Raw genomic sequence first — 14,828 nt, forward strand, 5'->3', positions numbered from 1 at the left:
GCGGAGCACTCGACCAACTCTTCGGACCACGAAGTACACCCCTGCACTGACAACGCGAAACGCCGCCGCCCAATCGGACGACGGCGCTCACGCATGCGGTTTTCAGCGCAGGCGCTCCTCGCGCAGCTTGGTTACCGCGTCGAGCTCAAGCGGCTCCAGCTCCGCCAGCGGGATGTCCAGGGCGCGGGCGATGAGCAGGTCCGCCAGCTGCGGGTTCCGGGCGAGTGCCGGGCCGTGCATGTAGGTGGCGATCACGCTGCCCTGCACGACGCCGTCGACCTTTTCTTCGCCGTCGGCGCCGTTGCCCACGCCGCGGGTCACGCGCCCCAGCGCCGACGCGTCCGGGCCGAGCACTGTTGCGCCCATGTGGTTTTCGAAGCCGGTCAACGGCTCGGAAAGCTCGGCGGTGATGCCGGCGCGGGTGGGCTCGGAGGCGAGTTCGCCGGTGGCGCGGCGGGTCAGCGGGGCGGTGGTGACGTCGAGAAGCCCGACGCCCTCGACCTCGTTGCCGTGGGCGCGGAAGGTATGGCCGAGCACCTGCAGCCCGGCGCACACGGCGAAGATGGGCCGGCCGTCGGCGGCCGCGGCCTGCAGCCCGGGGGACGCGCTCAGCCGCGCCGCGGCGAGCAGTTGGGCGGAGTCTTCGCCGCCGCCGAGGGTGTAGAGGTTGTGGGAGGGCGGGACGTCGTCGTGAAGCATGATGCGCTCGATGGACGCGTCGATGCCGCGGCGGCGCGCACGTTCGCGCAGCACGAGCGCGTTGCCGTCGTCGCCGTAGGTGCCCAGCACGTCGGGCAGGACGAGGCCGATGGTGAGTTTAGGCACGGTAGTCCTCCTCCTTGGTCAGCGCGCGGCGCAGGTTGAGCAGCGCGGTGTAGTTGGCCAACACCTCGACGCGCCCGGGCGGGCAGGCGCGGATGGCGGCGATCGCGTCGTGGACGAGGTCGTGGTCGATGCCGCCGTAGGTCAGGCGCACGGCGAGGTCGGTGGCGCGCTCGCCGGCGGCGACGACGTGGGTGTCGCCGAAGTCCTCGAACTTCACGTCCCACAGCCAGGAGACGTCCTCGCCGTCGCCTTGTTGGGCGTTGACGGCGATGACCACGCCGTCGGCGTCGCGGTCGACCATGGACAGCGCCTCTTGCCAGCCGGCGGGGTTTTTCGCCAGCAGGAGGTGGACGTCGTGGTCGCCGAGGTGGACGGTGGTGTAGCGGCCGGCGACGTTGTCCACCTCAGCGGCGGCGCGCACGGCGGCGTCGAGGGGGATGTGGAACGCTTCGACGGCGGCGGCGATGGCTTGGGCGGCGTTGCCTCGGTTGGCGCGGCCGGGGAGTGTGAGCTCAAGCTTTGCGACGTCCTCCGGTCCCACCAACGTTTCCCCCTCCACCGCGTACTTGGGGGTGGGGCGGCGGAATTCGCGGCCGTCGGGCAGCGGTTCGACGGCGTACCAGTCGTCGTCTTCGCGAACGACATGTCCGCCGGAGCGGGGGTTGGTCACGGAGTCGCCGGTCCAGCCGGCGCCGGCGGACACCCAGACGACGTTGGGGTGGTCGTAGGCGATGGAGGTGATCAGGACGTCGTCGCAGTTGGCGACGACGGTGGCGTCGGGGTGGGCCATGACGGCTGCGCGGAGGGCGCGTTCGATGGAGTTGATTTCGCCGACGCGGTCGAGTTGGTCGCGGGTGAGGTTGAGCAGCACGAACGCTGTCGGTTGCAGGCGCTCGGCGACTTTGGGCACGTGCAGCTCGTCGCACTCGAGGACGATGGCGTCGGCGTCTTTGCCGGCGAGGAGGGCGGAGATGATGCCGGCGTCCATGTTGTCGCCGCCGTCGTTGGTGGCCACTGTGTGCTTGGCGCCGACGGCTCCCGCGAGCATGCGGGTGGTGGTGGATTTGCCGTTGGTGCCGGTGACCAGGACGGTGGGGCGGCCGCCGCCGAGGGAGGCCATGATGTTCGGGTCGATCGCCGCGGCGACGAGGCCGCCGATCATGCCGCCGGCGCCGCGGCCGGTGGCGCGCGAGGCGGCCGTGGCCAGGTTGGCGGCGGTGGCGGCTACCGCGGTGCGGAAGCGGGAGATGGGTCCTTGCATGCGGACAAGGCTACTCCGCGGATGCCATCTGGCCGACTAGCCGCGCGAATTCTTCGCCGGAGACGACGGGGATGTCTTTGCGGTGGGCGTGCATGGCTTTGCCGCGCAGCTCAGCGCCGCGCTGCATGGCGTCGGAGACGGCGACGGAGGTTTCGCGGGTGAGTTTTTCGCGGTAGGTCAGACCGGCGCGCACGCCGGCGTCGATGAGTTCGTCGGGGTCGAGGGCGATGTCGTCGGAGACGACGAATTCCATGCCGCGCAGCAGCCCGCCTTTGCCGAGGTGGCCGGGGTTCGCGCCGACGGCGGGGGCTTTTTCCGCATCCACGCGTATCGACGAGCGCTGCAACCCGAACGCATCCGGCGCCAGGTCCTCGGGGTTGAGCTCGACGAGCCCGCCGGGGGCGAGCTGGAGGTACATGGCCACGAGTTTCAGGGTTTGGCCGCGCGAGAAATCGGCCTCGGCTTCGCCGATGCGCTCGGTGGAGGCGGTCGGCGGGGTGGACGCCACGCCGACCAGGTTGGCTACGGCGTTGATGCGGGTGTCCACTGGGATGTGGCCTTGCCGGCGGGCGGTGGCCAAAAGGTCCACGATCGCAGTCGGCTTAGGGACGTGGCCGACACGCTGGCGGCGCCTGTTGCCGCGGCCGCGGCGCGAACGGTTCGCCCGGGCCGCGGCGTTCATGGCGCGGCGCGCCTCGGAGACGAGGAAGCCCCAGGTGGTGGGGGAGTCGTGGGTGACGAGCACGCGGCCGTCGAGAAGCTTGTCCAGCGTGCGCAGGAAGCGGGAGAAGCGGGGGGCCTGGGCGAAGTCGTGCGGGGTCAGGCCGTGGGTGTGGGCGGGGCCGGGGTCGGTGCCGGGGTTGACCACGGCGTGGAACTCCTCGCCCACGCGCCCGGCGGCGTCGAACGTGACCGCGTCGATGGTGAGCAGGCGCCCTGTCGACGGGTGAATCCCCGTGGCCTGGGTAAACAGTGCCACGTAGGGGTAGTCGTTCTCAGTCATCGTTCCAACGTAGCTTACGGCTCGGCCACCTCGTACAGCGGCTGATCCAGCCTGGTGTTCGAGCGCACCTTCAGCCCGCCGATGGAGTACTCGTACGGCTGCTGCTGCGGCTCAGGGGCCGGCGCTGGCGCGGGAGCCGGTGCGGGTGCGGGGGCTGGGGCTGGGGCTTGTTGCTGCGGCGCCGGGGCAGGTGCGGGTGCAGGTGCCGGTGCCGGGGCTGGCGCGGGTGCAGGCGCCTGTTGCTGCGGCGCCGGGGCTGGCGCGGGCTGCTGGACCTCCACCACCGGCTCCGGGGCCTTCTCCGGCAGCGCGGTGCTGAACTGCGAGGGCGACTCCGACGGTTCGGTAGGTTCCGTGGACTCGGACGGTTCCGGCTCCGTGGATGCAGTGGAGCTGCTCGGCTGCGACAACTCGGCGGTTTCCTGGTACGCCGAGGTGGAGTCGCGCTGCAGGCTCGACGGCGAGCTCATCACCACGGTGCCTACGCCAGCTAGCACGAGCGCTGCGACCGTCGCGGCGGCGGCGATCAGCGGACCGCGGGCCGTGCCCGGCTCGCGCGCGCCGTCCGCCGGGTGCTGCTCGGTGTCCGCCGCCAGCGCTGCGGCCTCCGCGTCGACGGTGGCGAAGAAGTTCGTGCCCGGCTGGGCCACTTCCACCTCGCGCACGATCGGCGGCAGCGGGGAGATCGCGATGTCGTCGCCGGGGATCGGGCCTGCGATCACGGCCAGCGACGTGCTGCCCTCCACCGCGGTGGTGTAGCCGCGCGCCACTGCGATGAGCCCGCGGTCCTCCAAGCGCCGCAGCGTCGGGGTCAGCGCCTCGCCGGCGGCCGGGTCCAGCTCGCCGATGACGTCGCCGTCGACGCACAGGACGATCTCGCCGGCGTCGTCGAAACCCAGCGACACCAGCACCTGCGCCGGCGCCTCCACCGGCAACGAACCGTGCAAATCCGCCACGTAGCGCTCGCCCGCGGGCAGCAGCGCCCACGGCTCGCGCGGCGGGGTGTTCACCGGCAGGACCTGGCCCGCCGGCGGCAGCACGACCGCACCGCCGTCGGCGGCCACCACCGGGGTGAGGCCAGCGGCGGCTAGCTGGGCCAGCTCCGCGTCGTCCACCGAGCCGACGGTCTCGCCGTCCACCACGACGTCGAGTTCCGGGGTGAGGGTGGCCGAAGGAACGTCGATAGGCAAATGCTCAACGGGGAGGCGACGGGTGCCCGCAGGCACCTCGTACATGGCCATCGCGCACCTCCCGCTGAAAAGTGTGGTTAAGTCACGCAAGTATAACGCGGCCGCTAATTCGCGGCAGTCGAACGGTTCACCGCGGAGACGATCGCCTCCAGCGACGCGCGCGTGGTCGACCCGGCGATACCCACACCCCACGCCGAGGTGCCGTCGACGTCCGCGTGGATGTAGCAGACCGCGTCCGCGTCGTCGCCCGCGCTGCGAGCGCGCTGCGAGTAGTCCTGCACCTCGAAGTCGATGCCGACCTGCTCCAGCGCGTTCGCGAACGCCGCGATCGGGCCGTTGCCGGTGCCCGCGACCTCGCGGGAGGCGCCCTCGTAGATCACTGTGGCCTCCACGCGGGTGTCCTGGCCCTCCTCTTCGGCGGCGTCGATGCGGTAGTGCGCCAACTCCAGCGGCTCGTCCAGGTCCAGGTAGGTGGTGGCGAAGACATCCCACATGTTCTTGGAGTTGACCTCGCCGCCCTCGGAGTCGGTGATGTTTTGCACCACGGCGGAAAACTCCGGCTGCATCGCGCGCGGCATGTTGATGCCGTGGTCCGTCTTCATGATGTAGGCCACCCCGCCCTTACCGGACTGCGAGTTCACGCGGATCACAGCCTCGTAGGTGCGGCCGACGTCCTTCGGGTCGATGGGCAGGTACGGCACCTCCCAGGTGGTCTCGCGCAGCTCCTCCCAGGTGACGTCGGAGCTCGTTGCTTCTGGACGCACATTCTGCGCCAACGCGTCCAGACCCTTATTCACGGCGTCTTGGTGCGAGCCGGAGAACGCGGTGAAGACCAGGTCGCCGCCGTAGGGGTGGCGCTCCGGCACGCGCAGCTGGTTGCAGTACTCGACCACTTCGCGGATGCGGGTGATGTCGGAGAAGTCGATCTGCGGGTCCACGCCCTGGGTGAGCATGTTCAGCCCCAGGGTGACCAGGTCGACGTTGCCGGTGCGCTCGCCGTTGCCGAACAGGCAGCCTTCGATGCGGTCGCCGCCGGCCAGGTAGCCGAGTTCGGCGGCGGCGACGCCGGTGCCGCGGTCGTTGTGCGGGTGCAGGGAGATGATGATGGACTCGCGGTTTTCCAGGTTGCGGTGCATCCACTCGATGGAGTCGGCGTAGACGTTCGGGGTGATCATCTCGACCGTGGACGGCAGGTTGATGATCATCGGGTTCTCCGGCGTCGGCGCCATCACGCCCACGACCGCGTCGCAGACTTCCTTGGCAAAGTCCAGCTCGGTGCCGGTGAAGGACTCCGGGGAGTACTCCCAGCGCCAGTTGGTGTCCGGGTAGTCCGCGGCGATAGTTTTGATCAGCTCCGCGGCGTCGGTGGCCAGCTGCTTAATCGCGTCGCGGTCCTTGCGGAAGACCACGCGGCGCTGCAGCTTCGAGGTGGAGTTGTAGAAGTGCACGATGACGTTTTTCGCGCCGGCGCAGGCCTCGAAGGTGCGGCGGATCAGGTGCTCGCGCGCCTGCACCAACACCTGGATGGTTACGTCGTCGGGGATCATGTCTTTTTCGATGATCTCGCGCACGAAGTCGAAGTCCGTCTGCGACGCCGACGGGAAGCCGACCTCGATCTCTTTAAAGCCCATCTCCACCAGCAGGTTGAACATGCGGCGCTTGCGTTCGGGGCTCATCGGGTCGATCAGCGCCTGGTTGCCGTCGCGCAGGTCCACGGCGCACCACTGCGGCGCGCGGGTGATCTTCTTGTCGGGCCAGGTGCGGTCCGGCAGTTGGATGTCTTCGACCTCTTCGGCGAAGGGGAGGTAGCGCTCTACCGGCATCTGTGAGCCGCGCTGCTTGTTCCACGCAGGCTGGCCGTCGTAACGCGGGCCGGAAGGGGTTTGGATTTCGCGGGGGGCGAAAAAGTCAGTCATTGGAGCTCTCCTTTGTTGGGGGTGTGTGTTCCACGGCCGGCCAACAGAAACTCCGCGACGGGGTGCCGGCCGTGTTAGTTGGCCTGATTCCCGCCGCGGCGTAGAAGGAGAAGCGCCCTGTGCGACATGTGGCACACCTTACATCAGGCGGGCGGTGTCGGGCGGGATTTATATCCACCCGCGCTCGAGCGCCACCGTGTAGGCCTCGAAGCGGTTGGCGGCGCCGGTTTTCGCCATGGCGGAGGAGATGTAGTTGCGCGTCGTGCCGGGGGCGAGGTGGGCGGCTTGGGCGATGGCGTCGATGGTGCCGCCGCGGCCGGCGAGGGTAAGCACTTCGGCTTCGCGTTCGGTCAGCGGGGAGTCGCCGGTGGCGATGGTGGCGGCGGCGAGTTCGGGGTCGAGGTGGCGTTTGCCTGCGTGCGCGGCGCGGACTGCGGCGGCGAAGTCTTCCGCGGAGGCGGTTTTCGGCAGCACGCCGAGCACGCCTGCGCCGAGAGCGCGTTTGACTACGCCGGGTCGCGCGTGGCTGGTCACCACTACGACGGGGGCATCTATGTGCTTTGCGACGGCGATCCCGTCCACCCCGTCATCGCCCAACTGCACATCCGTGACCACCACGTCCGCGCGCGGCTGCGCGCGTTCCCACCACGACAGGAACTCTTCGGCGGAGTAGGCGACGTGGACGACGTCGATGTCCTCTTCGAGGCTGATCAGGGTGGCGAGGGAGTTGGCGACCAGGGTTTCGTCGTCAAGCAAAGCGACCGTAATCATGCGCCTACCTCCAGTGCGACCGTGAACCATGCCGGGGTGTGCTCCGACTGTAGGCGCGCGCCGTGCTCGGCGGCGCGGCGGCGCAGGCCCTCCAGCCCGGTGCCGGGGCGCGCGGACGGCTCGGGGTGGTTGTTTTTCACCGTGATGGCGTGCGGCGTGATGGCGATGTCGACCTTGGTTGCCTGGGAGTGGCGCAGGATGTTCGTCGCCGCCTCGCGGATGAACCACGCGGCAGTTTCCTGCAGCGCGTCCGGCACGTCGGTGGCGGTGCCGGTGACGGTGACGTGGGCGCCGGCGTCGGAAAGCACGTGCTTCGCACCGGTGAGCTCGGTGGCGAGGTCGGGGGTGCGGTAGCGGTGGACCACATGGCGCATGTCCGCGGCCGCCGTTTGGGTCAGCTGGTGCAGCTCGGCGAGCTCCGCGGGCAGCCTTGGGTCTTCGCGCTCCGCCAGCGCCTGGGCCAGCTGCGTCTTGATGGTCATGGCCGCCAAGTGCTGGCCCATGGTGTCGTGCAGGTCCTGCGACAGGCGCAGCCGCTCCTGGGTGGCGGAAAGCTGCGTCTCCAGCCGACGTGCGCGCTCGGTTTCAATCATCGCGCGGGAAAGCCACTTGGTTAACGGCGTGACCAGCGCGAACAGCGCTCCGTACAGGGCGAGGGTGCCGGCGATGCTGGCGGAGGCGGCAATCAGCAGCACGGTCGCCGCCGCCCCGTGCGGGACGAAGGGGAGGTAGGCCAGCAGCGTGGTGAAAAACACGGGGCCTGCGGCGGCGAATACAGTTGCCTCCCAGGACGCTGGCCCGAACAGCGCCAGCAGCGCGCACACAGCGAGGGCCACCAGGTGCCCGGCCAGGCCCCACCGCAGCCAAAACTGCCCGCGGGGGTGCGGGCGCATGCGCAGGCTGGCGTTGGTGTGCAGCGCCAGCGAACCGGCCGCGCAGGACACAACCGCGACCGTGACGCCCACCCACAGCGCGGCGTCCTGGGTGGGCGTGCGGTCCAAGACGATGGAGATGAACACCACCGACGCCAGCCACGGAAAGATGATCAGCGACCACCTGTTGACCACCAGGAACTTGGTGGCGTAATCCATATCCCGCCAGGGAATGCTGTCGTGCTGGTGCATGGTGGCAACGAGCTTAGCGGTGGGTTTCCCAGCGCATGTACTGGTAGCCGCCCCACACAAGCGCCACGGCCCACGCGCCCAAGGTCAGCAGCGACGACCAGGTGTCGCCGGAGGTGCCGTCGCCGAGCCAGCCCTCGTTGAACAGGTCGACGGCCAGGGCGAAAGGATTCAGGTTCAGAAGCTTGGCGACGCCCTCCGGAACCACCTCGCGCAGCCCCGTCTGGGAGAAGATCAACAGCAACAGCACCGGCATGGACGTGATCTGGGCGTTTTCCGCGTTCGGTGTGAACGAGCTGGTGAGAAGCGCCAGGCCGTGGGAGACGGCGATGCCCAGCGCCACCGCCGCGGCCATGAGCAAAGCGTTGACGGGCCACAGCCCCGAGGCGGAGGATAACCCCACCACAAGCGCCACGGTGAGCAGCAGCATCGCCATCGCAAGCGGCAACAGAATCGAACTGAGCACCTCCCAGTCGCGCGCTTCGCCGGTGCGCAGGCGCTTCAGTACGCCCTCGTCGCGCCGGGTCACCGCCATGGACAGCGCCGGGTAGAACACACCGAAGCCGAGCGCGAACAGGACGAACATCTCGGAGGCCATGGCGGTGGAGTCCTCCGCCTGGTCGCCGGCCACCCACGCGAACACGGGCAGGACGACCGGGAACAGCAACGCCATGAACACCAGCAGGCGGTTGCGGGTGAATTGGAGCCACTCCGCCTTGCCGAGCGCGCGCAGCCTGCGCAGCGGCGAGCCCGTGCCGTTCGGGGTGGTGCGGGTCAGTGTCGTGGAAGTCATGCTGCGTCCTTTCGGGGGTCGTTTCCTGTGTCGCTATCTGCAATGCGCTGGAACACCTGCTCCAGGCTCGCGGGCCGGGCGGCGAAATCCCGCAGCGAGAGCGCGTGCTCGTCGGCCCAGCGCAGCACCGCAAGCGTGTCGCGCTGCAGGTGCGACGTCGTGACGGTCACCCGCGACCCGTTGCGGTGGGTCGCGGTGCCCGGCAGCTCAGGCAGCGCCGGGAGGTCCTGGTCGAGGTGGAAGGAGATCTCGGACGGCACGGTGTCTGTCAGCTGCGCCGGTGTACCTTCGATGTCGATGCGGCCGCGGTGCATGATGGCGATGCGGTCGCACAGGTACTCGGCTTCTTCGAGGTAGTGGGTGGTTAGCACCATGGTCACCCCGGCGGAGTTGAGCTCGCGCAAAAGCTCCCACACGTGCCGGCGGGATTCGGGGTCCAGGCCGGTGGTCGGCTCGTCCAGAAACAGCAGGCTCGGGTTTCCCGCCAGGGCGCACGCGAGGTCGAGGCGCCGCTGCTCGCCGCCGGACAGGGAACCCACTTTCACGTCGCGCCGGTGGTCGAGCTGGACGCGGCGGAGCACCTCGTCGATAGGCAGTGGCGCGCTGCAGGTCCCCGCCCACATGGCCATCGTCTCGGCGACGGTAAGCGCCTGGGGCAGCCCGCCGTGTTGCAGCATGATGCCGGTGTGCGGGCGCACCTGCGCGCGGTCGGCGGCTGGGTCGTGGCCGAGCACGCGCACCTCACCGTCGCTGGGACGCGCCAGCCCCTCCACCACCTCGAGGGTGGAGGTTTTGCCGGCGCCGTTGGTGCCGAGCAGGCCGTAGACCTCGCCGGGGGCGACGTGCAGGCTGATCTCGTTGACTGCGGTGAAGTCGCCGTAGCGGCGCTTCAGCTGGTGCACTTCGATTGCGTTTTCCATGCCCCCAACACTGCCGGGATTGCGTTGTGGCTGGTAGAGGCGATTGTCACCAATCGGCGATGACAAAAGTCACCGGATGCTCACCCGCGTGAGCATTGCGGCGGCCACGAGCATCACGCCTATCGACGTCCCCACGGCCGCCCACCCCAGCACCGAATCCACGCGGAAGGATTCTCCCAACACAAACAGGCCCAGGGAGAACGCGACGAGCGGCTCGATGATCTTCGACGCCGGCAGCGAGGTGGCCAGCCTGCCCGCGGCGAAGGCGTACTGTTGCACGACGGTGCCGGCCGTGGCCGCGGCCAGCATGGCCCACAGCTGCCACGTGGCCAGCAGGCCGGGCACGCCGCCGTGGACGAAACCGTCCACCGCCACCTTGGAGAACACGGCTTGGTAGCCGTACATGGCGCCGCAGGCGGAGCCGAAGATGAGGGCTTTGCCGGCGGGGGGACGTCGAGAAGCAATGGCGTACGAGGCCGCAACGATGGCCACCGCGGTACCCACGACAACCCACCACTCCCAGGCGGCGGGGTCGCGCTCGCCGGGCAGCGGGCGGCCGAGCACGACCACCCCGCCCACAGACGCGGTGAGCAGCACCGCCCAAAACGCCTCCGCGGTGTGCATGTGGCGCTTGTCCGCCCACGCCGAAAACAGCAGCGTGAGCATCAGCGACAGCGCCAGGATCGGCTGCACCACCAGCAGGGACCCGAACGCCAGCGCCGCCGCCTGGAAGCCGTACGCCAAAAATGCGATGCCCATCGACGCCCACCACGCCGGCCGCTTCAGCGACCGCAGCGGCGAGTCGTTGTTCTCCCCCTCCGGGGCGCCCGCGCGCATGATGCGGTGGCGCCACACAGTCCCCGCCGCCATGGTCGCGGCCGAGATCAGCGCGAACGCGACGGCGAGAAAATTGTTGTGCACGGTGAATGATATTAACGCGGGTGGCTGAATCGGCAGTTTTGGGACGCTATTCTTGAACGCTGGAATGCACCCAGATCCGCGGAGGTACGAATGGCACTGATCGTTCAGAAATACGGGGGCTCCTCCCTGGAAAGCGCGGAGCGGATCAAGGCCGTGGCCAAGCGGATCGTGGACACGCGCCGCGCCGGCAACGACGTCGTGGTGGTCTGCTCCGCCATGGGTGACACCACCGACGAACTGCTTGACCTCGCCGCCGAGGTCAACCCCACCCCGCCCGCGCGCGAAATGGACATGCTGCTCACCGCCGGCGAGCGCATCTCCAACTCGCTGGTGGCTATGGCGGTGCACGCGCTGGGGGAGAAGGTGCAGTCCTTCACCGGCTCGCAGGCCGGCGTGATCACCACCGAACGCCACGGCAACGCCCGCATCCTGGAAGTCACCCCGGGGCGCGTGCAGGAGGCCGTGGACGAAGGCAACATCGCCATCGTCGCCGGCTTTCAGGGTGTGAACCGCGAAACCAAGGACGTGACCACCCTCGGCCGCGGCGGCTCCGACACCACCGCCGTCGCCCTGGCCGCGGCGATGAACGCCGACGAATGCGAGATCTACTCCGACGTCGACGGCGTCTACACCGCCGACCCGCGCATCGTGCCGGACGCGCGCAAGCTGGACAAGCTCTGCTTCGAGGAGATGCTCGAGCTTGCCGCCTCCGGATCCAAGATCCTGGTGTTGCGCAGCGTGGAGTACGCCCGCGCATTCAACGTGCCCATGCGGGTGCGCTCGTCTTACAGCACAGATACCGGCACCCTGGTCGCCGGAGCATTGGAGGATATCCCCATGGAAGAAGCAGTACTTTCCGGCGTGGCCACCGACGACTCGGAGGCCAAGATCACCATCCTGGGCATCAAGGACGAGGTCGGCGAGGCCGCCAAGGTCTTCCGCGAACTCGCCGACGGCGAAGTCAACATCGACATGGTGATCCAGAACATCTCCAACGTCGAAGACAACAAGACCGACATCACCTTCACCCTGCCCAAGGCCGACGGCGCCCGCACTATGGAGAAGCTGCGCGTCCTGCAGGCCGCCGAGGGCTGGGACGACTTGAGCTACGACGATGAAATTGGCAAGGTCTCGCTCGTCGGTGCCGGCATGAAGTCCCACCCGGGTGTCACCGCCGACTTCTGCGACGCGCTGCGGGATGCCGGCATCAACATCGAGATGATCACCACCTCCGAGATCCGCATCACCGCCGTGGTGCGCCAGGCGGACGTGGCTGAGGCCGCGCGCGCGATCCACACCAAGTTCGACCTCGGCGGCGACGAGCCGGCCGTGGTCTACGCAGGCACCGGACGTTAGAAGGAGTTTTCAATGACCACCCTCGCAGTCGTCGGCGCCACCGGCCAGGTTGGCCGCGTGATGCGCGACATCCTCACCGAGCGCAACTTCCCCGCCGACAAGGTCCGTTTCTTCGCCTCCCCGCGCTCCGCGGGCAAGCAGCTCGAGTTCCGCGGCGAGGACATCACCGTCGAGGACCTCACCCAGGTCACCGAAGAGTCCGTCAAAGACGTGGACATCGCGCTGTTTTCCGCCGGCGGGTCCACCTCGCGCGAGTGGGCGCCGGTGTTCGCCGCCGCGGGCGCGACCGTCGTGGACAACTCCTCGGCGTGGCGCAAGGACGCGGACGTCCCGCTGATCGTCTCCGAGGTCAACCCGGAGGCCGCGCGCGAGCTGCCGAAGGGCATCATCGCCAACCCGAACTGCACCACTATGGCGGCGATGCCGGTGCTCAAGCCGCTGCACGACGCCTTCGGCCTGACCACCCTCCGCGTCGCGTCCTACCAGGCAGTTTCCGGCTCGGGGCTCGCCGGCGTGGAGGCGTTGGCCACCCAGGTCGAGGCGCTGGGGGATCCGCGCGGGCTGGTCCGGGAGGACGCCAAGAAGCCTAGCGACCTCGGCCCCTACGTCGAGCCCATCGCGTTCAACGCGCTGCCACTTGCGGGCTCGCTTGTCGACGACGGCACGTTAGAAACCGACGAAGAGCAGAAACTGCGCAACGAATCGCGCAAGATCCTGGGTATCCCGGAGCTGAAGGTGGCGGGCACGTGCGTGCGCGTGCCGGTGTTCACTGGCCACACGATGGTCGTGCACGCCGAGTTCTCCGAGGCGGTGACACCGCAGCAGGCGGAGGAGGTCCTGGCGGGCGCGCCGGGCGTGAAGGTGGTGGACGTGCCGACGCCGCGCGCCGCCACCGGCATCGACGAGTCCCTGGTGGGCCGCATCCGCCAGGACCAGAGCGTCGACGGCGGCCGCGGGCTCGTGCTCGTCGTCGCCGGCGACAACCTGCGCAAGGGCGCGGCGCTGAACACCATCCAGATCGCCGAGCTTCTGGTCTAGCGCCAGGCGTCGGGTGCGGCGCTCCTGACAGATTCCGCCGCCCGTTTGCGTCGACCAGGAACGATAAAGCCCCACTGACAGATTCCGCCGGGAATTGTCGGTGGGGCTTAAAGCGTTGGCGGGCCCTACAGCTTGGTCGAGCCGTTGTCCTTCGCGCTGACTGCGGTCGAGCCGCCGGTTTCCTCCGCAGCGTCCTCGTCTTCGTCTTTTTCGTCGTCGTTGTCGCCGCCCAGGCTGTTGTCCGGCCCGGCTGCGGCCTCCTCGGCCTCTTCGGCGGCGATCATGTCGTCGACGGTGTGGTCGTTCCACGGCTCGTCCGGGTTGGCGGCGTACTCGTCGGCGGAGACGGGGTCGGTGTAGGAGACGTAGACGACGTCGGAGGGGTTGTCGATGTCGTCTTCCTCGAACTCGCTCTCCTCGTCGTCGAGCAGCTCCTGGGCGACCTCTTCCTCGAGGGCTTCGGACAGCTCCTCGGCGTCTACGTTGGACTTGGAGGTGATGTACTCGAGCTCGCGTTCGTCGTTCTTGGTGAAGCGCTCGGCCGGGTCCATCTTCTTGCGGGTCAGCTCAAGCGCGCGGCGGCGGCGGTCGCCTTCCTTGCGCAGCTTGGGGATGCCGCGCAGCCACGCCAGCGTCATCACGACGATGAGCAGGATGCCCAGGTAGCCCAGGATCGGGTAGACGGTGGAGACGAGCTGCTGGAAGCCCACGAACGACAGCACGAAGCCGATCAGGCAGGCGGAGATGAAGATGACGCGGAACTTGTCTTCGCGGCCGCGCGAGAGGCGCTTGCCCAGGGCGAAGAACATGCCCAGGCAGGTGGCGAAGATCATGCCGAAGATGACCAGGGACATGATCAGGCCCATGGTCGGGTTGATGTCGGTGATCAGGGTTAGCAGCGGCATGTCCTGGCCCTGGACGGTCTCAATCTTGACCAGCAGCGCCAGCGCCAGCAGCATGAGCATGACCAGGTAGCCCAGGCCGCCAAAGAGGCCGCCGAGGCCGGCCGCACGGGTGTCCAGCTGGTTGCCGCCGATGACCAGCGCCATGGACACCACGCACATGACGTTCAGGCCGGTGTAGTTCAGCGCGGAGATCCACCAGTTGGGCAGGGAGGTGTCCACCTGCGCGGCCGCGGCGTTGAGTGCGCTCCAGTCCGGGTGGGCGTTGATCAGGGTCCAGCCGCAGCCGAAGATGACAAAGATCAGCAAAAACGGCGTCAGTGCGCCGATGGCGCCGGTGACCTTGTCCACGTCGAGCATGCCGAAGCCGATGGTGGCGGCGAGCATGAGCACCGCGCCGATCCACACTGGGATGCCGAACTGCTGGTTCAGGTTGGCGCCGGCGCCGGCGAACATGACAAAGCCGATGGAGAACAAGGTGACAATGGTGGCGATGTCCAGGATCCAGCCCATCACCTTCGAGGAGATGGAGCCGAGGACTTCCATGTGCTCTTTGGCTTGGAAGAAGGAGCCGAGCTGGAGGATGGTCACGCCGGCGATGAGCATGAGCGCGGAGCCTAAGACGGCGCCCCAGAGGCCTTGGGTGCCGAAGGCGGAGAAGTACAGCATCGCTTCCTGTCCGGATGCGAAGCCTGCGCCGACGACGGTGCCGATGAAGGCGAATGAAATTAGTAGTGCGTTTTTCAGCATGAAAAAACTCCGGGAGTTGTTTAGCAAAACCTTTTACAAACTTATGCCAATTTCTCCCGGT

General features: G+C 68.4%; 13 protein-coding genes. 2 read left to right on the forward strand and 11 right to left on the reverse strand.

Annotated elements, in window-relative coordinates:
* Positions 1-102 precede the first annotated feature (102 nt).
* From HMPREF2791_RS11325 to HMPREF2791_RS11370, 10 genes are all read right to left on the reverse strand, one after another.
* Positions 103-825: a type 1 glutamine amidotransferase gene (locus HMPREF2791_RS11325; RefSeq protein ID WP_070845390.1), complete on the reverse strand. Its 723-nt coding sequence runs from the start codon at positions 823-825 to the stop codon at positions 103-105.
* Positions 818-2,086 carry a MurT ligase domain-containing protein gene (locus HMPREF2791_RS11330; protein WP_070845392.1) on the reverse strand — a complete coding sequence of 423 codons (1,269 nt, stop codon included), beginning with the start codon at positions 2,084-2,086 and terminating at the stop codon, positions 818-820. Before HMPREF2791_RS11330 ends, HMPREF2791_RS11325 begins: the two co-directional genes overlap by 8 nt.
* A 10-nt stretch (positions 2,087-2,096) precedes the next feature.
* Positions 2,097-3,089, reverse strand: a complete 993-nt coding sequence (locus HMPREF2791_RS11335) for an exonuclease domain-containing protein (RefSeq protein WP_070473405.1) — start codon at positions 3,087-3,089, stop codon at positions 2,097-2,099.
* Between the two features lie 14 nt (positions 3,090-3,103).
* Entirely contained in the window at positions 3,104-4,330 is a 1,227-nt protein-coding gene (locus HMPREF2791_RS12220; RefSeq protein ID WP_070845394.1) for a hypothetical protein, read from the reverse strand.
* Positions 4,331-4,383: 53 nt separating this feature from the next.
* Positions 4,384-6,195: a 2-isopropylmalate synthase gene (leuA, locus tag HMPREF2791_RS11345; protein ID WP_070845396.1), complete on the reverse strand. Its 1,812-nt coding sequence runs from the start codon at positions 6,193-6,195 to the stop codon at positions 4,384-4,386.
* 168 nt (positions 6,196-6,363) lie between these two features.
* A complete protein-coding gene (locus HMPREF2791_RS11350; protein ID WP_070845398.1) occupies positions 6,364-6,966 on the reverse strand; it encodes a response regulator transcription factor in 603 nt (200 codons plus the stop codon).
* Positions 6,963-8,090 carry a sensor histidine kinase gene (locus HMPREF2791_RS11355; protein ID WP_083328004.1) on the reverse strand — a complete coding sequence of 376 codons (1,128 nt, stop codon included), beginning with the start codon at positions 8,088-8,090 and terminating at the stop codon, positions 6,963-6,965. Before HMPREF2791_RS11355 ends, HMPREF2791_RS11350 begins: the two co-directional genes overlap by 4 nt.
* A gap of 13 nt (positions 8,091-8,103) precedes the next feature.
* A complete protein-coding gene (locus HMPREF2791_RS11360; protein WP_070473417.1) occupies positions 8,104-8,880 on the reverse strand; it encodes an ABC transporter permease in 777 nt (258 codons plus the stop codon).
* Positions 8,877-9,800, reverse strand: coding sequence for an ABC transporter ATP-binding protein (locus HMPREF2791_RS11365; RefSeq protein ID WP_070473419.1), 924 nt, complete (start codon positions 9,798-9,800; stop codon positions 8,877-8,879). Before HMPREF2791_RS11365 ends, HMPREF2791_RS11360 begins: the two co-directional genes overlap by 4 nt.
* Positions 9,801-9,869: 69 nt before the next feature.
* The gene (locus HMPREF2791_RS11370; RefSeq protein ID WP_070473421.1) at positions 9,870-10,721 is read right to left on the reverse strand and encodes a DMT family transporter; all 852 of its coding nucleotides are present in this window, start codon (positions 10,719-10,721) and stop codon (positions 9,870-9,872) included.
* Between the two features lie 90 nt (positions 10,722-10,811).
* Between HMPREF2791_RS11370 and HMPREF2791_RS11375 the strand changes: the two genes are divergently transcribed.
* Together HMPREF2791_RS11375 and HMPREF2791_RS11380 are read left to right on the forward strand one after the other, a co-directional pair.
* Positions 10,812-12,077: an aspartate kinase gene (locus HMPREF2791_RS11375; protein ID WP_070845402.1), complete on the forward strand. Its 1,266-nt coding sequence runs from the start codon at positions 10,812-10,814 to the stop codon at positions 12,075-12,077.
* A 12-nt stretch (positions 12,078-12,089) separates the two neighbouring features.
* Positions 12,090-13,115 carry an aspartate-semialdehyde dehydrogenase gene (locus HMPREF2791_RS11380; protein ID WP_070845405.1) on the forward strand — a complete coding sequence of 342 codons (1,026 nt, stop codon included), beginning with the start codon at positions 12,090-12,092 and terminating at the stop codon, positions 13,113-13,115.
* A gap of 125 nt (positions 13,116-13,240) precedes the next feature.
* Here the strand turns inward: HMPREF2791_RS11380 and HMPREF2791_RS11385 are convergent, their stop codons facing one another.
* Complete coding sequence (locus tag HMPREF2791_RS11385) at positions 13,241-14,767, reverse strand: YkvI family membrane protein (RefSeq protein ID WP_070845407.1); 1,527 nt, start codon at positions 14,765-14,767, stop codon at positions 13,241-13,243.
* Positions 14,768-14,828 lie beyond the last annotated feature (61 nt).

This window comes from Corynebacterium sp. HMSC034A01 (assembly GCF_001838175.1).
Taxonomy (GTDB): Bacteria; Actinomycetota; Actinomycetes; order Mycobacteriales; family Mycobacteriaceae; genus Corynebacterium.

Bases quoted from the DNA above. Each gene is read 5' to 3' on its own strand.
- HMPREF2791_RS11330 (WP_070845392.1), bottom strand. From the start codon at position 2,086: ATGCAAGGACCCATCTCCCGCTTCCGCACCGCGGTAGCCGCCACCGCC.
- HMPREF2791_RS11335 (WP_070473405.1), bottom strand. From the start codon at position 3,089: ATGACTGAGAACGACTACCCCTACGTGGCACTGTTTACCCAGGCCACG.
- HMPREF2791_RS12220 (WP_070845394.1), bottom strand. From the start codon at position 4,330: ATGGCCATGTACGAGGTGCCTGCGGGCACCCGTCGCCTCCCCGTTGAG.
- leuA (WP_070845396.1), bottom strand. From the start codon at position 6,195: ATGACTGACTTTTTCGCCCCCCGCGAAATCCAAACCCCTTCCGGCCCG.
- HMPREF2791_RS11350 (WP_070845398.1), bottom strand. From the start codon at position 6,966: ATGATTACGGTCGCTTTGCTTGACGACGAAACCCTGGTCGCCAACTCC.
- HMPREF2791_RS11355 (WP_083328004.1), bottom strand. From the start codon at position 8,090: ATGCACCAGCACGACAGCATTCCCTGGCGGGATATGGATTACGCCACC.
- HMPREF2791_RS11360 (WP_070473417.1), bottom strand. From the start codon at position 8,880: ATGACTTCCACGACACTGACCCGCACCACCCCGAACGGCACGGGCTCG.
- HMPREF2791_RS11365 (WP_070473419.1), bottom strand. From the start codon at position 9,800: ATGGAAAACGCAATCGAAGTGCACCAGCTGAAGCGCCGCTACGGCGAC.
- HMPREF2791_RS11375 (WP_070845402.1), top strand. From the start codon at position 10,812: ATGGCACTGATCGTTCAGAAATACGGGGGCTCCTCCCTGGAAAGCGCG.
- HMPREF2791_RS11380 (WP_070845405.1), top strand. From the start codon at position 12,090: ATGACCACCCTCGCAGTCGTCGGCGCCACCGGCCAGGTTGGCCGCGTG.
- HMPREF2791_RS11385 (WP_070845407.1), bottom strand. From the start codon at position 14,767: ATGCTGAAAAACGCACTACTAATTTCATTCGCCTTCATCGGCACCGTC.